General features: G+C 69.2%; 21 protein-coding genes and 2 pseudogenes. 17 read left to right on the top strand and 6 right to left on the bottom strand.

The features are described 5' to 3' along the window. Positions 1-304: 304 nt before the first annotated feature. A complete protein-coding gene (locus tag ACXIZN_RS40830; RefSeq protein WP_457960073.1) occupies positions 305-1,306 on the bottom strand; it encodes a helix-turn-helix domain-containing protein in 1,002 nt (333 codons plus the stop codon). A gap of 554 nt (positions 1,307-1,860) precedes the next feature. Between ACXIZN_RS40830 and ACXIZN_RS40825 the strand changes: the two genes are divergently transcribed. The 9 genes and pseudogenes from ACXIZN_RS40825 to ACXIZN_RS40785 all read left to right on the top strand — a co-directional run bounded on the left by ACXIZN_RS40825 (position 1,861) and on the right by ACXIZN_RS40785 (position 11,434). Then, on the top strand, positions 1,861-3,303 hold the full coding sequence (locus tag ACXIZN_RS40825; RefSeq protein ID WP_457960072.1) for an FAD-dependent oxidoreductase: 1,443 nt from the start codon (positions 1,861-1,863) through the stop codon (positions 3,301-3,303). Then, positions 3,281-4,381, top strand: coding sequence for a hypothetical protein (locus ACXIZN_RS40820; protein ID WP_457960071.1), 1,101 nt, complete (start codon positions 3,281-3,283; stop codon positions 4,379-4,381). Before ACXIZN_RS40825 ends, ACXIZN_RS40820 begins: the two co-directional genes overlap by 23 nt. Next, the gene (locus ACXIZN_RS40815) at positions 4,378-5,568 is read left to right on the top strand and encodes a hypothetical protein (protein WP_457960070.1); all 1,191 of its coding nucleotides are present in this window, start codon (positions 4,378-4,380) and stop codon (positions 5,566-5,568) included. The genes ACXIZN_RS40820 and ACXIZN_RS40815 overlap by 4 nt, the downstream gene beginning before the upstream one ends. A 97-nt stretch (positions 5,569-5,665) precedes the next feature. Next, complete coding sequence (locus ACXIZN_RS40810; protein ID WP_457960069.1) at positions 5,666-7,024, top strand: UDP-glucose dehydrogenase family protein; 1,359 nt, start codon at positions 5,666-5,668, stop codon at positions 7,022-7,024. A 67-nt stretch (positions 7,025-7,091) separates the two neighbouring features. Next, entirely contained in the window at positions 7,092-8,681 is a 1,590-nt protein-coding gene (locus ACXIZN_RS40805) for a DHA2 family efflux MFS transporter permease subunit (RefSeq protein ID WP_457960068.1), read from the top strand. Positions 8,682-8,712: 31 nt separating this feature from the next. Then, positions 8,713-9,027, top strand: a pseudogene (locus ACXIZN_RS40800) (2-oxoglutarate and iron-dependent oxygenase domain-containing protein); the annotation flags it as partial. Between the two features lie 124 nt (positions 9,028-9,151). Beyond that, entirely contained in the window at positions 9,152-9,706 is a 555-nt protein-coding gene (locus ACXIZN_RS40795; RefSeq protein ID WP_457960067.1) for a 2OG-Fe(II) oxygenase family protein, read from the top strand. Positions 9,707-9,811: 105 nt separating this feature from the next. Further along, a complete protein-coding gene (locus ACXIZN_RS40790) occupies positions 9,812-10,207 on the top strand; it encodes a YciI family protein (protein ID WP_457960729.1) in 396 nt (131 codons plus the stop codon). Further along, a complete protein-coding gene (locus tag ACXIZN_RS40785; protein WP_457960066.1) occupies positions 10,208-11,434 on the top strand; it encodes an RNA polymerase sigma factor in 1,227 nt (408 codons plus the stop codon). A 35-nt stretch (positions 11,435-11,469) separates the two neighbouring features. Here ACXIZN_RS40785 and ACXIZN_RS40780 read toward each other — a convergent pair whose 3' ends face one another. Next, positions 11,470-12,327, bottom strand: coding sequence for a DUF11 domain-containing protein (locus ACXIZN_RS40780; RefSeq protein ID WP_457960065.1), 858 nt, complete (start codon positions 12,325-12,327; stop codon positions 11,470-11,472). Between the two features lie 96 nt (positions 12,328-12,423). Further along, positions 12,424-13,098, bottom strand: a complete 675-nt coding sequence (locus tag ACXIZN_RS40775) for a nitroreductase/quinone reductase family protein (RefSeq protein WP_457960064.1) — start codon at positions 13,096-13,098, stop codon at positions 12,424-12,426. A 110-nt stretch (positions 13,099-13,208) separates the two neighbouring features. Here ACXIZN_RS40775 and ACXIZN_RS40770 point away from each other — a divergent pair, with 110 nt between their 5' ends. The 3 genes from ACXIZN_RS40770 to ACXIZN_RS40760 all read left to right on the top strand — a co-directional run bounded on the left by ACXIZN_RS40770 (position 13,209) and on the right by ACXIZN_RS40760 (position 14,445). Next, complete coding sequence (locus ACXIZN_RS40770) at positions 13,209-13,643, top strand: MarR family transcriptional regulator (protein ID WP_457960728.1); 435 nt, start codon at positions 13,209-13,211, stop codon at positions 13,641-13,643. Positions 13,644-13,651: 8 nt separating this feature from the next. Continuing rightward, positions 13,652-13,978, top strand: coding sequence for a YciI family protein (locus ACXIZN_RS40765; RefSeq protein WP_457960063.1), 327 nt, complete (start codon positions 13,652-13,654; stop codon positions 13,976-13,978). A gap of 107 nt (positions 13,979-14,085) precedes the next feature. Further along, positions 14,086-14,445, top strand: a complete 360-nt coding sequence (locus ACXIZN_RS40760; RefSeq protein ID WP_457960062.1) for a hypothetical protein — start codon at positions 14,086-14,088, stop codon at positions 14,443-14,445. Here ACXIZN_RS40760 and ACXIZN_RS40755 read toward each other — a convergent pair. Next, on the bottom strand, positions 14,438-15,262 hold the full coding sequence (locus ACXIZN_RS40755) for a class I SAM-dependent methyltransferase (RefSeq protein ID WP_457960061.1): 825 nt from the start codon (positions 15,260-15,262) through the stop codon (positions 14,438-14,440). The two genes, ACXIZN_RS40760 and ACXIZN_RS40755, sit on opposite strands and share 8 nt — an antisense overlap. Positions 15,263-15,403: 141 nt before the next feature. On the opposite strand from ACXIZN_RS40755, the gene ACXIZN_RS40750 reads away from it, so the two are divergent. Next, entirely contained in the window at positions 15,404-16,057 is a 654-nt protein-coding gene (locus ACXIZN_RS40750) for an NAD(P)-dependent oxidoreductase (protein ID WP_457960060.1), read from the top strand. 318 nt (positions 16,058-16,375) lie between these two features. On the opposite strand, the gene ACXIZN_RS40745 is transcribed toward ACXIZN_RS40750, so the two are convergent. Then, positions 16,376-17,296, bottom strand: coding sequence for a proteasome assembly chaperone family protein (locus ACXIZN_RS40745; RefSeq protein ID WP_457960059.1), 921 nt, complete (start codon positions 17,294-17,296; stop codon positions 16,376-16,378). Between the two features lie 147 nt (positions 17,297-17,443). On the opposite strand from ACXIZN_RS40745, the gene ACXIZN_RS40740 reads away from it, so the two are divergent. Next, positions 17,444-17,941, top strand: a complete 498-nt coding sequence (locus tag ACXIZN_RS40740) for a PH domain-containing protein (RefSeq protein ID WP_457960058.1) — start codon at positions 17,444-17,446, stop codon at positions 17,939-17,941. Then, on the top strand, positions 17,938-19,449 hold the full coding sequence (locus ACXIZN_RS40735; RefSeq protein WP_457960057.1) for a PH domain-containing protein: 1,512 nt from the start codon (positions 17,938-17,940) through the stop codon (positions 19,447-19,449). Before ACXIZN_RS40740 ends, ACXIZN_RS40735 begins: the two co-directional genes overlap by 4 nt. Here the strand turns inward: ACXIZN_RS40735 and ACXIZN_RS40730 are convergent. Next, positions 19,440-20,350: pseudogene (locus ACXIZN_RS40730) on the bottom strand (SDR family oxidoreductase). The gene ACXIZN_RS40735 and the pseudogene ACXIZN_RS40730 overlap by 10 nt on opposite strands. Before the next feature lie 111 nt (positions 20,351-20,461). Between ACXIZN_RS40730 and ACXIZN_RS40725 the strand changes: the two are divergent. Beyond that, positions 20,462-21,241, top strand: coding sequence for an IclR family transcriptional regulator (locus tag ACXIZN_RS40725; protein WP_457960727.1), 780 nt, complete (start codon positions 20,462-20,464; stop codon positions 21,239-21,241). Positions 21,242-21,341: 100 nt separating this feature from the next. Further along, positions 21,342-21,836 (top strand): GNAT family N-acetyltransferase, encoded by a 495-nt coding sequence (locus ACXIZN_RS40720; protein WP_457960056.1) that lies wholly within the window; start codon positions 21,342-21,344, stop codon positions 21,834-21,836. The last annotated feature ends 4 nt before the right edge of the window (positions 21,837-21,840 follow it).

Raw genomic sequence — 21,840 nt, 5'->3', positions numbered from 1 at the left:
CCGAAAGGTCGTCTTCGGTTCCCGGCTCCGTCACCTTTCTCGTGGAGTGATCACGGGATGGCGTGTTCGGAACAGTCACGGGCGCCCGAGCCAGCCCGAAGTACATGAAGGCCCCCTTCCTTGCGCCTGGCGCAAGGAAGGGGCCTTCATGTACCGGGCAAGGCGTGAAGGTCGAGTTTCCTCGGCTGAGCCGAGGGGGGTCCTTCACGCGCGGCCGCTGTGCCTCCTGTGGCAGCCGGTGCACCAGGGACGAGAGCACCCGATCCTGAGGTGGTGAAGGCCTACCTGCCCCCCGGCCAAGCGCTCACGGCGGCGGGATCAGATCGACGAGGAACGTCTGGTCGGGCGCTCCGGAACAACGCTCCCGCACGACCTCCGTCCCCGCGACGGTGTCCAGGTCGCGCAGGCCGAGGCACTGGCTGGTGCCGACGGGCCGGATGACGAACCGTCCCGGCTCGTCCGGACCCGCCGAGCCGATGGTGAACAACTGGTCCATACCATCGTCGTCGCAGTCGTCGCGTGACTCGATCAGGTCGTGCCCGAGCCCTTCGTTCACCACCGTGAGGCAGCCGACCCCGGTCTCCGGATGGTGCCACTGGAACTGCACGGCGTTCTCTTCGCCCACGGGATCGATGAACAGGCGCGGCGCCGCCTCACCGCCGCAGGGCTGCTGCGCGACGACGGCACCGGAATACAGCCGGGTCCGGTCCTGCCCTTCGGCGAGACAGAACTGGGGCGACCGGGCCGGGCGGATCTGCGCCCAGCTGCCCACTTCCCGCACGTCCAGCCCCGGCACCACGGCCGCGGTCTCCTTGGCCTTCGAGGACGCGCCGAACGACCGCGTCAGATATCCCAAGGTCCCGACGAGGACGAGGCTCACGATCGCGGCGACGATCATCGGCGCGCGCCAGCGCCGACGGGGTCGCGGTTCCGGCTCGGGCTCCGGCGGCGGGACGGTTTCGCCCTTCGTCTCGTCGGGGGGTCGCGGCGGTGCCCCCATCGCGATCCGGGTCCGGGAGTCGAGCCACCGCCGTACCTCTTCGTCGTTCAGCCCGCACGCGCGCGTGAACGTCTCGACGAACGATTCGCGAGGCAGTGTGGTGCGGCCGAGAGTGGTCGCGACCGTGCTCGCCGGAAGTGTTCCCCCGAGTTCTTTCGCCCGCCCGGCCAATTGCCGATAAGTCAATCCGGACCACGTTCTCAATACACGCAGTGCTGCTGTGAACTCAGCCGGTGAAGCCGTCGAGTCCGGCGGGTGAACCGTCGCCGGCGACTCCCCGTCGTCGCCCCCCTCATCAACGATCATCGCTCTAGATTGACTGAGCCGATCTCAGCCGCGATACCGCCATTCAGTGGCGTCGAAAACCGCCGTTCGGGCTACTCGAACGATTTCGAACAAGGCCGAACTAGCCGAAGGTTGCCCCTGCGCTGGTCAGGAAGTCAGGCTGATCCCAGTCGGCCTCACCGCCGACCGAACCTGGGGAGGCTCGGGAAAGCCGGGCCGAAGAAAATGAGCAAACCAGAGACTCCCGCATGATCATCGTCAAGGGCGACGGTGAACCCGGCGGAAACTCCTGGTTCATCTCGGAAGGCGTCCACTGAAACCTCTGCCCTGAAGACCGGATGACGCCGGCATCGCCCGTATGGGGCGGCCGATGCGCTGATTCCGAGGAAAAACCCTCGTGCGCCGCACATCTGAGCACACACGAGGAGTGAACGCTGCGATTTCCGCAGTGAACCGACTATTCGACACCCGTTCGAGGGCATAAGCCTTCTTCATGCCTTCCGGCGGTATGCCTCGGTCTCGTTCGAACTCGGTCGTCCCTGAATGGCGAACATCGGATTTGTGGAGCGTTGTTGATGGATAACGGGAAAAATGCCGTCGCCGAAAGGCAGGTAGTCGTCGTAGGCGCCGGCAATGCGGGTCTCTGCGCGGGGATAGCCGCACTACAGGCCGGCGCGAAAAATGTTAGCGTCCTGGAAACCGCGCCGAAACAATTACGCGGCGGGAACAGTTCCCTGACCAGGACCATGCGTTTCTCGTGGCAGGGAAGCTCATTCATCGCTTCCCTGTTGCGGGAGGCGGACAAAGGCCGGGTCGACGAGATCCTGGCGGGCAGGCCGGGATACACCGACGAGCAGTACCTCGGCGATTGGCTGGCGGTGTCCGGCGATCAGGTGGACGTCGCCCTCATCGAATCGATCATCGGCCGTTCGACGGAAACGATCACCTGGATGCGCGACTTCGGTCAGCGCTGGGCCCCACGACCGACCCCGCTGCCCGGTGACGTGCCGATCGTCCTCGACGGGGGCGGCCAGAGCCTGCAGGACCGGAACTTCGCCCGGTTCGAACAGCTCGGTGGAACGGTCTTCTACGGCAGCGCGGTCACCGGATTCGAGAGGACGGCCGGCGACCGGTATCTGCTCCACGGTTCCGGCCCCGCGTTCCCGATGCTCGCCGACGCGCTCGTGCTGGCCTCGGCCGGTTTCGAGGCGAACGACCGGCTGCGCGAACGCCACCTCGGCGAGGAGTGGCGGGACGTGAAGCTGCGCGGCGTTCCGTTCAACGAAGGCGCCCCGCTGGCGGCGGCCGTCGACCTCGGCGCCGACACGGCTGGCAACTGGGAAAAGTGCCACACGACGCCGCAGGGCATCAACCTGCCCGACCACATGCTGCCGGGGCAGATGCACAAATCGCATGGCCTCGCCCGCTACGCCTATCCGCTGGGCGTCGTGGTCAACCGGGAGGGGCGCCGGTTCTTCGACGAATCCGGCGGCTACAGCAACCTCACCTACGTCACGCTGGGCCAGAAGATCCAGGAACAGCCCGGAAGGATCGCCTTCCAGATCTTCGACGACAAGGTCATCTCGGCGGGCGCGCTCCCGAAGGGCTACGTCGGCGACCCGGCGTCGGTGTCCGTCTCCTCGCTCGAAGAAGGCGCCCGGCGGCTCGGCATCGACGCGGCGAACCTGGCCGCCGAAGTCCAGCGGCTGCACTCCGGCCAGGCGGGGAAACGCCTCGACACACCTCCGTTCCTGTTCGTCCCGGTGGTCTGCGGCCTGACCTTCACCTACGGCGGGCTGTCCGTGACCCCGGACGCCGAGGTGCGCGGCGGCGGCGAGCCGATCAGCGGCCTGTACGCGGCGGGTGTGATCGTCGGCGGCCTTTACGACCAGGGCTATCCGGGCGGCACCGGCCTGATGGCGGGCGCCGTGCTGGGACGGGCGGCGGGAACGTCCGCCGCCCGGCACGCGATCCGGTCGCGGGGAGGGGAAGCCCGTGTCGGCACCAGCGCTGGCTGAGAAGACGATCGTGATCGTCGGGCTCGGCAAGATCGGCTCGCTGTACGCCGCGTGTTACGGGCAGGCGGGCCACCTGATCCGCACCGTGGACATCGGTCACGGCGCCGACTGGGAGCGGGTGGCGCAGGTGCCGGATCCCGCGGCGGTCGACGCCTGGGTGGTCGCCACCCCGACGGCGTCCCATCTCGCGATCGTCGGCGAGATCCTGCGGCGTCGGCCCGATGCCCGTGTGCTGCTGGAGAAACCGGCCTGCTACCCGGACGACCTGGCCGATCTCGGCCGCACGGTCCGGCGCCATCCCCGTGCCCGGATCATCGTCAACGACGTGTATTCGCACAGCGAAGCCGTGCAGCGCTTCGCGGCGTCGGTGCGGGAATCCGCCGGTTCCGATCCGATCAGGAAGATCACCGTCGAATTCACCAAGAACCGCGAGCTCGACGTCGCGAACGGCAGGTTCGTCGACACCCAGTACGGCGAAGCAGGTTACGAGGGCTTCCACATGCTGAGCATCCTGCGCGCGATCCTCCCGCCCGCGGAGTACCGGACGTATCTGCGCACGGTGCCGTCTTCGGTGACGCCGGAGATGCGGGTGCGGACCACGGTTCCCGGTTTGCCGGACGTCGAGCTCTACACGTCGTCGAACGGCGTCATCGCCTTCCCCGAGCTGGCCGGATTCGCTTTCCCGGAAGGGGTTTCGAGGGAGTTCATCGCCCCGTCTGTGATCCCGTACGGGTCCGAGTTCCGGTACCGGTTCGCGGATGTCGAGCTCCGCTCCGGGAAGCATGTCACCTTGGTCTTCGAACCGTTCTTCGGCGCGGATCCCGACCACAAGAACGTCCACACCGTCCACATCAGGGACAACGCCGCTCCGGCGCGCCATTTCCGCATCGCCGTCAACCATTTCAAGGAGGCACTTCTGACCCAGCTGGACCTTTTGCAGCACCTCGACGAGGGCACCACGGTGGTCCGCCCCGCCGAGCACCGGTTCCTCGCCGCCCTGGGTTCGGCGATGTACACCGGAATCTTCCCGCAGACAACGGAAAACGAGAAGTTCGCACGGATTGGGAGCGAAGCATGACGCGAAGCATCGAGGATCTTTCGACACTGTTGCGGCCGGCCAAGGACATGCTGCCCGAGGTCTCGGACCGCGACGTGGCGCTGGCCGAGGTCACCGGCCAGATCAAGAACGACGACGCCGCCCGGGCGCTGTTCTCGAAGGCGTGCCGGTTCGAGGCACCGTTCACCGCGAGCTGGATCCACGGCCCCGGTGACGAATCCCCTTACCTGTCACTGGAACTGGCCGCGTCGTCGCTGGACGACGACCGGTATCGCGCCCTGCTCGCCGACGTCGTGCTGTCGACGTCGACCTCGATCCCCTACGACTACCGGGCTCTGGCCGCGGAACGGCTCGTACAGGCCGGGACGGGCGAGTACGCCGGCGCCCTCCAGGAGGTCGTCGACTCCTACGAACCGCTGCCCGCCCGCGGGTTGCAGGCGAAGATCGCCGTCCCCACCGACGGTATCGACCACCTCTTCGACATCCCCGAAACGGTGACCGGCAGGCTCAACCTCCTGATCGCGGCCAGCCGGGCGAAAACGCTGGAGAGCAGGCACATGCTCGCCGTTCGCGTCCTCGCGAACGGTGTCCTGCCGGAGGAACCGGCCGGCGAGCCGGAGCGGCTGATCCTCGAAGACGTCGGGACGACCATGGTCGCGCCGTCGGACTACCTCGTGCCGTGGGACCAGGAATTCCCCGGGGAGCACGGCTCCGGCCTCACGCTCGCGGAACTGGTGCGCATCACCTTGATGTGCGGCGAATTCTCGCTTCCGGACACGACCGTTCGGCCGATCCTGGTCGACTTCTACCGGTCGGTGCTGCGCACCTGCGGCCGCTCGATCATCGGCCTTTCGGCGGGCGTTTTCCATGTGGAGCACGGCACGCTCGCCACGCCTTCGTACTACTACCAGGGCCGCGACGCGATCCTCGGCAAGGGCTGCGTGATCGACTGCGTCGGCGGGGCGGTGCTGCAGTCGGGTTCGTTCCTCGGCGGCGGCTACATGCCGATCCTGATCCACACCCACAAGCACATCCGCAAGGGCGGTCAGGCCGCTGCCTCCGAGCGGAAGCAGATCCTGCCGTGCGTCTTCGCGGCGGAGGCGGGCGCGCGCTACCCGATGGACGCCATCGGCCTGTTCGAAACGGTGGACTACCTCGGCCGGGAGACCCCGTACGAGGGGATCAGGGCGATCCCGCACGCCAAGTGACACGACGTCCGTCCGGCTGAAAATCCGTATCTCGCGATGCCGCCGGGCAGTGCGGTTCCGTGCTGCCCGGCGGCATCGAAAACTGGAGGGTAAGGGAATGAGTGCAACTATGGGGGCAGAGGTCGCCGTCATCGGCGCGGGCTACGTCGGGCTGACCACGGCCGCGTGCCTTTCGTCCTTGGGACACCGCGTCGTCTGCGCGGACGTCGACCAGGAAAAGCTCGACGCGCTGCAGCGCGGTGAAGCGACCATCAGGGAACCGGGGATCTGCGAACTCGTGGTGGACGGGCTGGCGTCCGGACGGCTGCGGTTCGTCCTCGGCGCGAGCGCGGCGGCCGCGGCGGCGGAGATCGTCATCCTCTGCGTGCCGACACCGATGGGCGCGAGCGGCGCGGCGGATCTGACCGCCTTGGAATCCGTCGTGGCCGAGGTGCGGGATCTCCTGCCGCCCGGCTGCGTCGTGGTGAACAAGTCGACGGTCCCCGTCGGCACGGCGGCCCGCGTCGCCGGCCTGATCGATCGCCCCGACGTCGCGGTCGTGTCCAATCCCGAATTCCTGCGCGAGGGGTTCGCGGTCCACGACTTCCTGAACCCCGACCGGGTCGTGGTCGGTTCGGCCGATCGCGACCCGGCCCCCGCCCGCCGGGTCGCCGAGCTGTACGACAAGCTCGACACCTCCGTGCTGGTGACCGATTCCGCGAGCGCCGAGATGATCAAGTACGCGTCCAACTGCTACCTCGCGACGCGTCTGTCCTTTGTGAACACCGTCGCGGAGCTGTGCGAGTATCTCGACGCGAGTATCGACGACGTGACGACCGGGATGGGTTACGACGAGCGGATCGGCAAGTCGTTCCTGCGGCCGGGCCCCGGCTGGGGTGGCTCCTGCCTGCCGAAGGACACTTTCGCGCTGCTGCGCACCGCGGAATCGGCGGGCAGCGACTTCGCCTTGCTGCGGGCGGCGATCGAAACCAACGTGAAGCAGCAGGAGCTCGTGGTCGACAAGGTGCGCAAGGCCGTCGGCGGCGACCTCGCCGGCGTCCGGATCGGCCTGCTCGGCTTGACGTTCAAGGCCGGGACGGACGATCTGCGGGATTCCCCGTCGCTGGCGATCGCGGCGTTGCTGGCCGCCGAGGGCGCGGAACTGACCGGCTACGACCCCAGCGTCCACGCGCCGGTGGCGGGTGTGACGGACGACGTGCGGGTCGCCGGGACCGCCTATCACGCGGCGAACGGGGCGGCGGCGGTCGTGCTGCTGACCGAATGGCCGGAGTTCCGCGCCCTCGACTGGGGACGGATCGCCGACCGGCTCCACGGCCGGTCCGTCATCGACACCCGGAACCTGCTCGACCCGCACACCGTGGCGCGGACCGGGCTCGCCTATCAGGGCATCGGCCGTCCGGACAGCGTCTGGGCCCCCGTGGCGCCCGTCGCCGAAATGGTCACGCAAGCAGGATGACCACGGGGTGGACGGCGGGCGATCCGGCCCGTCGTCCGTCCCTTCCGGTGCCGGAACAGGAGGACGGATGCCGAAGCGAACCCGGCCCTGGCCCGCGCTTTTCGCACTGTGCCTGGGTTTCTTCATGGTCATGCTCGACATCAGCATCGTGAACATCGCGGTGCCGTCGATGGTGCGCGAACTCGGCACCGACCTGACCGCGGTGATCTGGGTGACCAGTGTGTACCTGCTCGCCTACGCCGTCCCGATCCTGCCCGCCAGCAGGCTGGGCGACCGGTTCGGGCCGAAACGCGTCTTCGTCGCCGGGCTGCTGGTGTTCACCGCGGCGTCGCTCTGGTGCGGGCTCGCCGGCGACGTCGAGACGCTGATCGCCGCCCGCGCGGTGCAGGGTTTCGGTGCCGCGCTGATGACTCCGCAGACCACGGCCTTCATCACGCATCTGTTCCCGCCGGACGAACGCGGCCCGGCGATGGGGGCCTGGGGCAGCGTCGCGGGCCTCGCCATGATCGCCGGTCCGGTACTGGGCGGGGTGCTCGTCGACCGGCTGGGCTGGGAATGGATCTTCTTCGCGAACGTCCCGGTCGGGCTGATCGCGCTGGCGCTCACCGCCGTCCTCGTCCCCGACTGGCGGCCGGGGAATTCGCACCGCTTCGACGTTCCCGGCATCCTGCTCTTCGGCGCCGGTCTCGTCTGCGTCGTCTTCGGTATCCAAAATGGACAGACCTACGGCTGGGGCACGGCGTTCGAGGTCATCGGGGCGGGGGTGCTGCTGCTCGGTGGTTTCGTCCTGTGGCAACGGGCCAACCGCCGCGAACCACTGCTGCCGTTACGGATCTTCCGCCACCGCGACTTCTCCCTGGGCGCCGCGTCGGCGGTGACGGTCGGTTTCACGATGACCAGCATGCTGTTGCTGTTCGTCGTCTACGTCCAATCGGTGCTCGGGCTGTCCCCGGCCGACGCCGGGCTGCTCATCGCGCCGCTCGCCTTGGTGTCCGGCGGCGTCGCGCCGTTCGCGGGCAGGCTCTCGGACCGGGTGAATCCCAAGTACCTGCTGGCGTTCGGGATGCTCTCCCTGAGCAGCGGCCTGTGCCTCGTCTCGCTGGTGATCATCCCGGCCAGTTCGCCGCAGGCCCTGCTCCCCGGGTTGCTGCTCTGCGGCCTCGGGGTCGGCTTCACCTTCTCCCCGATGAACAACGTGACCCTCAACTCCGTCGAGCGTTCGCTGGTCGGCAGCGCGTCGGGCATCTTCAACACCGCGCGCCAGGTCGGCGGGGTGCTCGGTGGCGCGGCCGTCGGTGTCCTGGTGGAGGCGCGGGCCGCTGCCTCGATGACGGCACGGGCGGGCGAAGCGGCGGCGGCGTTGCCCGCCGAATTCCGGCAGCGGTTCGTCGACGGTTTCACCGGGGAGGCCGGGGCGGCGGCCGCCGCCAGCGAGTTCGGCGGCGCTCCCGGGATCCCCGCGGATCTGCCGTCCGAGATCGCGGCCCAGGTTCGTGAGCTGGCCGCGCACGTCACCGGCGCCGCGCTCACGGACGCGGTCAAGGCCGCTTTCCTGCTTCCCGTCGGCGCGCTGCTCCTCGGCCTCGTGTGCTCGGTGAACCTGCGGGGACCGATCGGGCAACGCGGATCGCCCGATCGGATGCCCGCGGCCCGGTGATCACCGGCGCGGACCTGGCTACCGTCGCTGTATGACTCTCGTACCGACGGTCGACCTGAGCACCTGGCACGACGGCGACCGCACGCGGCTCGCGAACGCCGTCGACGAGGCCTTGAGGAGCGTCGGGTTCCTGCAGGTCGCCGGGCACGGCATCCCCCGGGCGACGATCGACGACATGTGCGAAGCGACCGCTGCCTTCTTCGCGCTCCCCGTCGAGGAGAAGCTCCGATCCGCGCCCGCGGACCGCGCCTCGGATCGCGGGTATGCGGCCGAAGGCACCGAAGGGCTGGCGTACAGCCTCGGCGAGAAGACGCCGCCCGACCTGTCGGAATCGTTCGTCATCGGCGCGGAGCACATCGACGGCGAGGACCCCTACGGCTTCTTCGCCCCCAACATCTGGCCAGAGGCGCCGAAGAACCCTGCGTCCCGCGCTCACCGCGTACGCCGACGAAGCGCACCGGGTCGCGCGAGTGCTGCTGGAGATCTTCGAGAAGGCGCTCGGGCTGCCGGACGGCTACCTCGGCGCGTACACGCGGCATCCGACCCGCACCTTGCGGGTGAATCACTTCGAGCGCCGCGCCGGAGCGCCCGAGCCCTTGCCGGGCCAGATGCGGCTCGGCGCGCACACCGACTACGGCATCGTCACCGTCCTCTACGCCGACCCGGTCCCCGGCCTGCAGATCCACGGTCCCGACGGGGCCTGGCACGACGTCATCCCTGCCGAGGACGCGCTGGTGGTGAACCTCGGCGACCTCACCGCGCAGTGGACCAACGACCGCTGGCGCTCCACCCTGCACCGGGTCGTGCCGCCGTCCGGGCCGGGGCCGTCACGGCGGCGGAGCGTGGCGTTCTTCTTCGACGGCGACCACGACGCGCGGTTCGAATGCCTCCCGACCTGCCATTCCGCCGGCAACCCGCCGAAGTATCCGCCGGTCCTCGGCGGCGAGCACCTCTACGCCAAGATCACCGGCGGGCGGACCCTGGAACCGGCCGACGCGATGAACACCGTGGCGGACCGCGGTTGAGGGAGAATTCCCGGCGGACCATGTCCGGTCCCCTCCGGCGGCTCCGACGTCCCCGGCAGAAGGCACCGGAGCGGTGCCCGCCGAGAGGAGAGAACCGTGAAGTACATGATCATGATGTTCGGGTCGCAGAAGGACCTCACCGACATCGCCGGGGCCTGGAGCAGCGACGAGGTCAAGGCCTTGCACGAGTTCATGGGTAAGTGGAACAACGACCTGGTCGAATCGGGCGAGTTCGTCGACGCGCAGGGCCTCTCCCAGCCGGCGCACGCCCGCCGCGTCTCCCTGCGTGACGGCTCCCTCGTGGTGACGGACGGACCGTATGCCGAGACGCAGGAGGTCCTGGTCGGATACACGACCGTCGACTGCGCGAGCTACGACCGCGCGACCGAGATCGCGGCCCAGCTGGCGGCCACCCCGCATCCGGAAGGCGCCGACCTCGGCCGCGACTGGTACGTCGACATCCGGCCGTGCGCCGACAGCTTCGAAGAACTGGAGCTCTAGGTGCCGGACAGCGGCGTCGAAGACCTGCTGCGCGAGCTGTCGCCGCAGGTCCTCGGCGCCGTCGTCCGCCGCTACGGTCACTTCGACCTGGCGGAGGACGCGACGCAGGAGGCGCTGCTCGCGGCCGCGACGCAGTGGCCCGCCGAAGGACGGCCCGAAAATCCGCGCGCGTGGCTCATCACCGTCGCCTCGCGGCGGCTGACCGACCTGCTCCGCGCCGAGCAGGCGCGGCGCCGTCGCGAGGACACCGTCGTCCAGCGGACGTTGCCGGAGGAATACCTCGCCCCCGCCGCGGACCGGCGTGCCGCCGACTCCGACGACACGCTCGTCCTGCTCTTCCTGTGCTGCCACCCGTCACTGTCGCCGTCATCGCAGATCGCGCTGACCCTGCGGGCGGTCGGCGGCCTCACCACCGCGGAGATCGCCCGTGCGTTCCTGGTGCCCGAAGCGACGATGACCCGGCGGATCAGCCGCGCGAAGGCCGGGATCAAGGCCGGCGGTGTCCCGTTCGGCATGCCGCCGGAAGCGGGACGGCTCGACGCGGTGCTCCACGTGCTGTACCTGATCTTCACCGAGGGATACGCGAGCACGTCCGGCCCCGATCTCGTGCGGAGCGACCTGTCCACCGAAGCCATCCGGCTGACCAGGATCGTCCACCGGCTGCTGCCGGACGACAGCGAGGTCACGGGGTTGCTCGCACTGATGCTGCTCACCGATGCGCGCCGTCCGGCGAGGACGGGGCCGGACGGCGCGCCGATCCCGATGTCCGAACAGGACCGGAGCCGGTGGAACACCGAGTACGTCGCGGAGGGCATCGCGCTGCTGTCCGAAGCGCTGCCGCAGGGGCCGACCGGGCAGTACCAGATCCAGGCTGCCATCGCCGCGCTGCACGACGAGGCGCCGAGCGCCGAGAAGACCGACTGGCCGCAGATCGAGGCGCTGTACGCACTTCTGCTGCGGCTCTCCGACAATCCGGTGGTGGCGCTGAACCACGCCGTCGCCGTCGGGATGGCCGAAGGGCCGCGGGAAGGCTTGGTGGCGTTGGAAAAGCTGGGCGACCGGATCTCGGGCGACCATCGGTTCCACGCCGCCCGCGCGCATCTGCTGGAGATGGCCGGGGACACCGCCGATGCCATCGAGTCCTATGTGGACGCCGCGCGGCGGGCCACGAACCTGCCGCAGCAGCGGTATCTCCACGCGCGGGCCGAACGCCTGCGCGGGTCGTGAGTGGTGAAAACGCCACTCACGACCCACCAGGAGTGTCAGCAGCTGACCAGCAGCCCGGTGATCGCCGTGCAGGTCGACGACGCGGTGTCGTTGGCCGCGTTCGGGTCGGCGACCGAACTCTGCGTGATCTTCGCGGTCGTCTTGACCGGCCCGACGGTCAGCAGCCCGGCCGCCACCGAGAACTTGGCCGTGGCACTGGCTCCGGAGGCGAGCGACGGGAAGTCGCAGTTGACGACCTTCGTGCCGCCCGGGTTCGAGCAGGCCGGCGAGCCCGTGAAGCGCAGCCCGTTGCCGAGGGCCGACGCCACCCGGATCCCGGACGCCGCGGCCGGGCCGGCGTTCGTGACCTTGACCGTGTAGTCGATCGACGACGTCAGGAGCCCGCGCGGGGACGCGGTCAGCGTGACCCCGAGATCGGCGGCGGTCGTGCCGCCGGTGACGGTCAGGACGGGGCCGTCGAAAGTCTCGAAACTGTAGTTCTCACCAAGGAACTGGTGCCGCAGGGTCACCGGGCCGAGCGGGGCGTCGTCCTTGATCCGCAGGGTGAACGTCACCTTGCGGCTGTCTCCGGGAGCCACGTCCCCGACCCCGCCGCGGATGCTCACGACGTGCGAGCTGCAACTCAGCGCGCCCGGGCACGAGACGACATCGGCGATCCCCGTGAGCGGGGTCTCGGCGGTGTAGAGCGTCGCCGCCCCGCCCTCGATGGCCGCGTCCGTGAGCGCGTTGTACAGCGAGTGCTCGACGGTGAACGTCTGTCCACGCTGGACAGTGGTCGGGCCGACCACCACCGAACTGGTGGGAGTCTCGGCGAAGGCGGGCGCCGGTGACACGAGCGTGATGGTGGCGGCCGCGACCACGAGCGACAGAAGTGTGGCTCTTCGAAGCTTCATCGGTTCTCACAATCCCGGACGTCGGTGCGGACAACGATCAGTCGCCGGAGGACGGGTATTCGTTACCGGTGCTTTCCGCCGCCCGGCCCGTCGCTTTCACCCGCTCGGAGCAACCTGGTCGCCGCGAAGCGCGGGAATCAGGTTCGCCTCCTCGTAGGCGAAATGCTCTTCGAGGCCCGTCACGACGCGCTCGAACTCCTCGCGCAGCGCGGCGCGTTCCATCTTCCCCTTACCTTGCAGCAGCCGATCGAGATCGCGCAGCGCGCGGGACACGGTTTCGTGCTCCTGGCGCAGCCGCTTCAGCGCCGGCGCGAGCCCGGGATGGGCCTTCTCGATCGCGGTGAACGCGCCGTCCTCGCGGAGGTGGTGCATGCGCAGGTCGTTGCAGAAGGTCACGCAATGGCCGAGCAGCTCGCCCCGCAGCTCCGTCCGGCCCGCGGCGGGCGCGCCGTCGAGTTCGGCCCGCGCCGCCGCCAGTGTCTTGCGGAGCTCCCCGTGGTGGACGAGCAGCTGATGGGCGATCGCCCGGCCGCGGGCGGCGTCGACCTCCAAGAGGTGCAGCGCGAAACCCGGTTCCCCGCCTTCGAGCGGCACGGCACGCGCGGCATGCGGCACACCGTCGATTTCGAGTGTCGCTTGTGGACTGGCCAGAAGATCGCGATACCAAGCCGAATCCTCGCCGGGCGCGAACACCAGGTACCGGCTTCCGGACGGGCGGCAGTCGACACGAGTGGTGCGGGGACGCCCCGTTTCGGCGTCCGCGGTGGTCATCAGCACCGGTACTCCCCAGGTAGCATCATCGTGAAAGCTATTTTGCTTTGCAAGCAAAGTCTCTTTGCTTGCAAAGGTATCCAGGAGGGTGGCCGGTGTCAACCGAGGACATGGAAGCCGACGACGCCGTGCGGGCTTTGCTGCTGCTCATGCCGCGGATGGTCGGGCGCGCGAAGCGGCTCAAGGTCCCCGAAGAGCTCCAGTCGCTATCACTGGCTCCGCGTCACCTGTCCCTGTTGTCGTACCTGCTCTTCGACGGGCCCATGACGGTGAACGAACTGGCCGAACGGCTCGAGGTCGCCCCGACCACGGTGAGCCTGATGGTCGGCGAACTGACCAAGAAGGGCGTGCTCGACCGGCGCGAGGACGAGGCGGACCGGCGGCGGCGGATCGTCGCCATCGCCGAGCGGATGCGGCCCGCGATCGACGGCTGGCTCGCGCAGGGCGCCCGCGCCTGGCAGAAGGCGCTCACGCCGTTGACCCCGGCCGAACGGCGCCTGTTCATCGATACCCTGCGCGCTTACGAAGACGGACTGACCGACTAGGAGGAGCGGTGCGCTACCTGCTCATGCTCTGCGGGACCGCCGGCGATCCGGCGGTCACCACCGACATCACCGAACCCTGCCGCGCCTGGGGCGAAGAGATGACGCGGCGCGGCCTGCGTGTCGACGGAATGGGACTGCACCCGCCCGCGTCGGCGACCACCGTCCGCGTCCGCGGTGGCGAGGCACTGCTCACGGACGGTCCGTTCGCCGAGACGAAGGAACAGATCGGCGGGATCAACATCCTCGAATGCGACAGCCGTGCACAGGCCGTCGAGGCGGCGAAGAGCCACCCGTGGGCCGCGATCGGCACGATCGAGGTCCGCGAACTGCTCTAGGCCGTGTCCGGTGAGTCTGTTCGATGGGCTTCGTGATCCAGGTGGTTCCTGGCGGTGCGGGCGGATCGGCCTCGTACCGGGTCGTACTAGTCTGTTCGATGGGCTTCGTGATCCAGGTGGTTCCTGGCGGTGCGGGCGGATCGGCCTCGTACCGGGTCGTACTCGGCTGTTCGATGGGCTTCGTGATCCAGGTGGTTCCTGGCGGTGCGGGCGGATCGGCCTCGTACCGGGTCGTACTCGGCCGCTCGATGGGCTTCGTGATCCAGGTGGTTCCTGGCGGTGCGGGCGGATCGGCCTCGTACCGGGTCGTACTCGGCCGCATCCTGGGCTTCGTGATCCAGGTGGTTCCTGGCGGTGCGGGCGGATCGGCCTCGTACCGGGTCGTACTCGGCCGCATCCACCCGTGCCGCCAGGGACCGCCTGGGCGCGAAGACCGCGAACAGACTCACCGGACACGGCCTAGCTGATCCGGACGGTGACCTGGTTGTCGGTGTAGGTGTAGGCCACGTATTCGAATTCGACACCGGTGCGTTCGACGTACTCCAGCCACGCCTTGTACTCGTGCCGCTGCCAGCCGGGATAGTTGAAGAACTCGTCGAAATGCACGATGCTGCCGGACCGCAGCCGCGGGCCGACCAGATCGAGCACGGTTTTCGCGGAGCTGTACAGATCGCCGTCCACGTGAAGGAAATCGACGACGCCTTCGTGCCGCTCGAGAAAACCGGGAAGCGTGTCCGCGAAAAGACCGACGACGAGTTCGGCGCCGGGGACCTCCGGCAGGTCGTCGCGCGCGAACGAGCCGGCGGGCATCCCGTTGAGCCAGTTCTCCGGCAACCCCTGGAACCAGTCGAATCCGTAGGTCTCGGCGCCACCGCGGGCCCTGGCGATCGCGCCCAGCGTGTTCCCGGTCGCGACGCCGAATTCGAGGGCCATTCCTCCGGACGGGGCAAGGGAAAGCGCGTACGCGAGCGTCTCTTCCGGACTCGCGAAATGCTTGGTCCCGGTCAGCTGCTCACGGGCGAAACGATTGCTGTCCCTGGCCGCGTCCTGGTCGCCCGCGTAGATGATGTCGCGACGGCTCCGGATTTCGAACTCGACGATCCGATCGAAACAGCGATCCCCCTGCCGGACGATCTCTTCGCGCAGTTCCGCGGCGACCCGTTCCAATTCCTCCGTATAAGGATCATGGAATCGGCGGGCGAGCCGGTGCAGGCCCCGGCCGAGCGCGCCACGGGCCGACCGGCCCAGGGTTTTCAAGGCTGATTGGGGTACCAGGTGACGCATCCCGGGACGATACACCAGCGCCATCCGGGTGAACGGGCCCGGAACGCGCGGGGTCGGTTTCGTTGCGGTAACCGAGGGGTCCGCTCCTAGCATCGGGATCACCGCCGGCATTCGGTTGCCGGCACGGGAAAAGGGAGCACGATGAGCAGGATCGTCATCTTCGGGGCGGGCGGACGCGGCGGGCGCCGAGCCGTCGCCGAAGCCGTGAGCCGCGGGCACCGGGTCACCGCCGCGGTGCGGGATCCCGGCCGCCACAAGGATCTCGCCGGGGACAACGTCACCTTGACCGCCGCCGACGTCACCGTCGCGGACGACGTCGCGAAGACCGCCGCCGGGCACGACGCCGCGATCAGTTCCATCTACCGCGCGGATCTCCCGTCACGCGAGTACTACCCGGCCGCCGCGCACGCGCTGATCGACGGCCTCGGCCGGGCCGGTGTCACGAGACTGGTCGTCGTCGGCGTCGGATCGGCGCTGGAGATCGCTCCGGGCGTCGCTTTCCACGACCAGCCGGGCTGGCCGCCCGAGCACCGCGAGTTCTCGCTCGGGCACACGGCGGAACTGGAGGTCTTCCGTGCGTCCGGCGAGGGGCTCGACTGGGTGGTCGTCGCGCCGCCGCCGGTGATGCTCGACGAGCACGCCGAACGCACGGGCGAGTACCGCAGCGGTGACCACCGGGTGCTGCCGCGCGCGGCGGACGCGGGACCGTTCTCCTACGCGGATCTCGCGGTCGCGCTGGTCGACGAGATAGAGCGGCCGAAGCATTCACGGGTCATGGTCGCGATCGACCACTGACGGTGGCCTGGACTGTTCGGAGATGGTGTCGCGAAAGCCACTTTCGGGACACCAGGCGTCTCGAAAGTGGCTTTCGCNCGGTCGCGCTGGTCGACGAGATAGAGCGGCCGAAGCATTCACGGGTCATGGTCGCGATCGACCACTGACGGTGGCCTGGACTGTTCGGAGATGGTGTCGCGAAAGCCACTTTCGGGACACCAGGCGTCTCGAAAGTGGCTTTCGCGACACGATCGCCGGCACCCCAAGTACATAAAGGCCCCCTTCACTGCGTCTAGCGCAATGAAGGGGGCCTTCATGTACGTGCGGGCCAACGTGGGACTAGCGCTCCGGGGCGTCGCCGCCGTTCTGCTCGGCCAGGAACCGCTCGAACTGGTTGCCCAGTTCCTCGGCGGTCGGCATGTGCTCGACCGACTCCGCGAGCAGGCTTTCCTTGCCCGACGCCTCCATGAACGTGTCGTACTGCTGCTCCAGCGCGCGCACGACGTCGGCGACCTTCTCCGAGCCGGCGACCTGGCGGGCGATCTCGGCCTCCGCCTCGTGCGAAGCCTCACGCAGGTCGCCGTCCGGCAGGTTCAGCCCGGTCGCCGCGGCGACGGCGCCGAGCAGGTTCAGCGCGGCGCTCGGGTACGTCGAGTCCGCCAGGTAGTGCGGCACGTGCGCCGCGAACCCGGACGCGTCGTGCCCCCACTCGCCGAGGCGGAACTCCAGCAGCCCGGCGATACTGCCCGGCACCTGCATCCGGTTGGGCAGCGGACGGTGCTCGCCGACGAGTTCGTTCCGCGTCGCGTGCGCGGTCACGCCCAGCGGGCGGGTGTGCGGCGCGCCCATCGGGATGCCGTGGAAACCGGTGGTGAGCCGGACGTCCCAGCGTTCGACCAGCCCGCGCACGGCCGCGCAGAACCGCTCCCAGTCGTGATCCGGTTCCGGGCCGGTGAGCAGCAGGAACGGCACGCCGTCGGCGTCGTGCAGCAGGTGGACGACCAGTTCGGGGGCGTCGTAGGCCTCCCAGTGGTCGATGGAGTAGGTCATCGCCGGGCGGCGCGAGCGGTAGTCGATGAGGCGGTCGACGTCGAACCGCGCGATCACCCGGTGCTCGGAGGAGTTCAGGAGTTGCTCGGCGACGAGCTTGCCCGCCGAGCCCGCGTCCATGAATCCGTCGAAGTAGTGCAGGAGCACGGCCCCGCCGAGGTCAGGGACGTCCGAGTCCACCTCGTACAGGTCTTCCGGGTCCAGCGCCACCAGATCCTCCAGGTTTCGTGGGTACGACCGTCCACGGGTACCAACGCCCCGATAGGGGGTATCCATTCCGCCGACGGCGGCTTGGATCCTATCGGTCCGTGACAGCCGTCGTGGGCGGTCCGCACGGACGTGGTGCAGGGTGGAGGGGTGACAGAAGAGACGCTCGGCCTGCGCCCGCCCGCCAACCGGGTGAGCAGGCGCGCCATCGGCTACTGGACGGTGTGGGCCGCGGTCGGCTGGGTGATCCTCATCGCGGTGCAGACGGTGTTCGTGCTCACGAGCGACGACGCGCCGACGTGGCTCACGGTGACCTTGACTATCTCCTGCGTGATCGCGCCGCTGCATCTGCTGGTCATGCCGCAGTGGCGCTACCGGATCCACCGCTGGGAGGTCACCGGCGAGGCCGTGTACACCCAGGAAGGCTGGCTCAGCCAGGACTGGCGGATCGCGCCGATCTCGCGGATCCAGACCGTCGACATCGAACGCGACCCGGTCGAGCAGCTGTTCCGGCTGGCGAAGATCACCGTGACGACGGCGTCGGCCGCGGGCCCGGTCAAGATCGCCGGTCTCGACCACACCGAAGCGCTGAAGCTGGCCGCGGAGCTCACGAAGACCACTCAGGCCACGCCCGGTGACGCGACGTGAGCACCGAGGCACCGCCGGACGCCGCCGGCCAGTGGCACCGGCTCGACCGCCGGATGCTGCTGATCCGCCCCGTGCTCGACGTCGTGAAATCGCTGCCGGTGCTGATCGGGACGGTGATCCTCGGCCGGGGCAACGGCTGGGAATGGTTCGGGCTCGGCGTCACCGCGCTGACCGTGTTCGTGGGGATCTCGCACGTACTCACTTCGCGGTACCGCATCGCCGACGGTCAGGTGGAATGGACCACGGGCCTGTTGCTGCGCAAGCATCGCGCGATCCCGCTGGACCGGGTGCGCACGGTCGACGTCACCTCGGAACCCAAGCACCGCCTGTTCTCCCTCAGCGCCGTGCGCATCGGCACCGGACGGCATTCACCCGCCCAGGGCGCGAACGGCGACCAGCTGGTGCTCGACGCCGTCAGCCGGACCGAGGCCGACCGGCTGCGCACGGTTCTCTTGCACCGCAAGGAGATCACCGAGACCGCCCCACCTCCCGAGCAGGTCGTGGCGGAGGTCGACCGTAAGTGGGTGCGATATGCGCCGTTCACGCTGTCCGGGCTCGCCGTGGTGGGCGCGATCTTCGCCGCGGTCTGGCATTTCGCGCACCAGCTGGACATCGCGCCGGAGAACGTCGGCCCGCTGCGGGATCTCATGGACGATCTGGCGAACACGGCGGTGTGGCTGATCGTGGTCGTCGCGGCGGTCGCCCTGCTCGTGGTCGTCTCCCTGCTTTCCGTCGGCGGCTACGTGCTGTCGTTCTGGAACTTCAAGCTCACCCGGGAGACCGAAGGCACGCTGCACGTCCGGCGCGGCCTGATCACCACGCGGTCGGTGTCCATCGAAGAAGAACGGCTTCGCGGCGTCGAAGTGAAGGAGCCGCTGCCGCTGCGGATCGCGGGCGGGGCGCGGCTCACCGCGATCGTCGGCGGGCTGCGTGAGGGCAAGGGCGGGGACAAGGGTGGCGGGCTCCTGCTGCCGCCCGCGCCCGTCGGCCGGGTCCACGAGGTCGCGGCCGAAGTCCTGCGGGAGAACTTCGACCCGGCCACCGTCCCGCTGAACCGGCATCCCCGGCGGGCGCTGACCAGGCGGCTCACCCGCGCGGTCGGCGGCGTGCTGATCCTGGCCGCCGTCCTCTTCGGCTTGGCGTGGATCGATTTCCTGCCGTCGTGGGTGTGGCAGGTCGCGCTCGGCCTGGTCCCGCTCGCCGCGCTGGTGGGCTGGGACCGCTACCGCAACCTCGGCCACGCGATCGTCGGGCGGTACCTGGTCAGCCGGTCGGGTTCGCTGGCGCGGGCGACGGTGGCGATCCGGCGCGAGGGCCTCACCGGCGTCGTCGTCAGCCGGTCGTTCTTCCAGCGCCGCGCCGGATTGATCACCGTGACGGCCCCGATCGCGGCGGGCAAGGGCGGCTACCGGGTGGTCGACGTCGGCGAATCGGCCGGGCTGGCGATGGCGGAGCAGGCGGCGCCCGGCCTCCTCACGCCGTTCCTTCGCCGGGAGGTTCAGCGGTAGCCGGTGACGTCCGCGGGCAGGCCGGGATCCTGGACCTCGACGAGATAGCGCCAGCAATCGGGACGGCTGCCGTCGAGGTCGGTGAATCCGTATTCCTTCGCCAATTCGCCACTGGACACCGATTTCCCGTTCCAGCGCGCCACTTCCGCGTCACCGGCCAGTGCCGCGACCGCCCTGCCGACGAACGCCGGGCTTTCAGAAATGGCGAAATGCGGCTGCACCTTCGTCGCGTCCCGCCAATTCCCTTCGGTCACCCGATAAGCGTCGAGCATCGCTTCGGAACGCAACCAGCCCGGCGTGACGGCGACCGCGGTACCGCCATGCGGCGCCAATTCGTGCCCGAGCGCGAACGCCATCCGGTTCACCGCGGTCTTGGCGAGATCGTAGAAGAACGAAACCCGGTAGTTCTCCGCGTTGTACGCGGGCGGTGCCGTCGTTGACCTCGACGACCAGCGCGCCCGGATTCCCTGATCATGAGCGGAAGCGCGAAATGGCTGGTGATGGCGTGGGTGTCGATCGCGAGCCGCAGCGTCCGCAGCCCGACGTCCAAAGTGGACTCCCAGACCGTCTTGCCCCATTCGATGGGCGCCCCGTAGATGTCGTTGACCAGCACGTGCAACGCACCCTGTTCGGCGTCGATCCGTTCCACCAGTTCGCGGACCTCGTCCGCCGCCAAATGGTCCACGGCGATCGCGATCCCGCGCCCGCCCGCCTCGTCGACGAGCGCCGCCGTCTCCTCGATCGTCTCCGGGCGGTCCATTTCCGATCGCCGGGAACCGGTACTGCGACCGGTCACGTAAACGGTCGCGCCCGCGGCGCCCAGCTGGACCGCTATTCCCCGCCCGGCCCCGCGAGTCGCCCCGGCGACCAACGCGATCTTGCCCGCCAATGGCTTCCCCATTGGCCGAACCTAGCAAGAAGTCCGCTTGTTCGTTGACCAAAGACCCTGGTCCGCAATTCACACAATGTGCTAGTTTCTTGACTCTTCGTGATTCTCCGGCGAGAGGTCGAGATGACGCCTGCCGCACGATCCCTGAACCCCACCGCACCGCCGAAACGCACCCCCGGCGCCAGCAGCTCGCGCAAAGTACTGCAGCTGCTGCTCTCCTTTTCCGAACGCCGCTGGGACGCGAGCGTCGCCGAACTCGCGGCGAGGATCGGCACCCCGGTCGCCACGACCTATCGCTATGTCGCGCTGCTGAAGGAACTCCAGCTCCTGGAGGAGGGCAGGACGGGGCGTTATCACGTGACGAGCCAGGTGATGCCGCTCGCGCGGGCCGCGCAGCTGGCCAACGACCTCGTCCGGCTGGCCCGTCCGGCGATGGAGGAGGCGGCCCGCGACCTCGGCGAGACGGTGCTACTGTTCCAGCATTTCGGCGAATCCGCGGTCTGCGCGGACCGGGTCGAATGCGAACGCGCGATGCGTTTCACCTTCCAGCCGGGGCATTCCGTCCCGCTAGGCACCGGCGCGTCGGGCAAGATGCTGCTCGCGATGCTGCCGGAGAGCGAACGCGAAAGGCGCCTTTCGTCGATCGTCCAGCGCCGCGGCCCGAGCGTGCGGGAAGAGGTCAAACGCGCCGGGACGAACCGGTTCGCGGTCAGCTGGGGCGAGCTGGACGACGGCGTCTGGTCGTGTTCCGTGCCGATCCCGAGCACCGGGCACCGGCCCGCGGTGCTGACGCTGGCCGCCCCCGCCACCCGGATCGGTGACGACGCGAAGCGGGCCGCCATCGTCGCGCTCCAGTCGTACGCGAGCCGGATCCACCGCGCCGTTTCGTCGTTCGCCCTCTGAAGGGCGCCCACGCGAGTGTCGTCCATCCGGTCACGGGAACCGGCCGCCTCGCCCTCTGATTCACGCGCCCCACGCGCCGCGGCGGGGTAGAACTCGAACCGTGATCCGACTCGCCACCCCCGACGACCTGCCCGCACTCCAGGACATCGAACGCGCCGCCGGCGAACCGTTCCGCGCGCTCGGCATGGCCGCGATCGCCGACGACGACCCGCCGTCGATCGCGGACCTCACGGCCTTCCAGCGCGCGGACCGGGCCTGGGTGTGGGACGCGGGCGACAGACCGGTGGCGTACCTGCTCGCCGAGATCGTCGACGGCCACGGCCATATCGAGCAGGTGTCCGTCCATCCGGATCACGCGCGCCGGGGCCTCGGGCGGCGGCTGATCGAGCACGCCGCGGAGTGGGCTTCGCGCGAAGGGCTCGCCGGGCTGACGCTGACGACGTACGCCGAGGTGCCGTGGAACGCGCCGTACTACGCCCGGCTCGGCTTCGTGACACTCGACGAGGAGAGCCTCACAGACGGCCTGCGAGCCGTCCGGGACCACGAAATCGCCCGCGGCCTGGACGCGTGGCCGCGGGTGACCATGCGGAGATGACCCG

This window comes from Amycolatopsis sp. TRM77291, from assembly GCF_054166285.1.
This window is presented reverse-complemented; position numbering and strand designations above follow the sequence as displayed.

Excerpts from the sequence above, each read along its gene's own strand:
- ACXIZN_RS40830 (WP_457960073.1), bottom strand. The coding sequence starts at position 1,306 with ATGATCGTTGATGAGGGGGGCGACGACGGGGAGTCGCCGGCGACGGTT.
- ACXIZN_RS40825 (WP_457960072.1), top strand. The coding sequence starts at position 1,861 with ATGGATAACGGGAAAAATGCCGTCGCCGAAAGGCAGGTAGTCGTCGTA.
- ACXIZN_RS40815 (WP_457960070.1), top strand. The coding sequence starts at position 4,378 with ATGACGCGAAGCATCGAGGATCTTTCGACACTGTTGCGGCCGGCCAAG.
- ACXIZN_RS40810 (WP_457960069.1), top strand. The coding sequence starts at position 5,666 with ATGAGTGCAACTATGGGGGCAGAGGTCGCCGTCATCGGCGCGGGCTAC.
- ACXIZN_RS40805 (WP_457960068.1), top strand. The coding sequence starts at position 7,092 with ATGCCGAAGCGAACCCGGCCCTGGCCCGCGCTTTTCGCACTGTGCCTG.
- ACXIZN_RS40790 (WP_457960729.1), top strand. The coding sequence starts at position 9,812 with ATGATCATGATGTTCGGGTCGCAGAAGGACCTCACCGACATCGCCGGG.
- ACXIZN_RS40780 (WP_457960065.1), bottom strand. The coding sequence starts at position 12,327 with ATGAAGCTTCGAAGAGCCACACTTCTGTCGCTCGTGGTCGCGGCCGCC.
- ACXIZN_RS40775 (WP_457960064.1), bottom strand. The coding sequence starts at position 13,098 with ATGACCACCGCGGACGCCGAAACGGGGCGTCCCCGCACCACTCGTGTC.
- ACXIZN_RS40770 (WP_457960728.1), top strand. The coding sequence starts at position 13,209 with ATGGAAGCCGACGACGCCGTGCGGGCTTTGCTGCTGCTCATGCCGCGG.
- ACXIZN_RS40755 (WP_457960061.1), bottom strand. The coding sequence starts at position 15,262 with ATGCGTCACCTGGTACCCCAATCAGCCTTGAAAACCCTGGGCCGGTCG.
- ACXIZN_RS40750 (WP_457960060.1), top strand. The coding sequence starts at position 15,404 with ATGAGCAGGATCGTCATCTTCGGGGCGGGCGGACGCGGCGGGCGCCGA.
- ACXIZN_RS40725 (WP_457960727.1), top strand. The coding sequence starts at position 20,462 with ATGACGCCTGCCGCACGATCCCTGAACCCCACCGCACCGCCGAAACGC.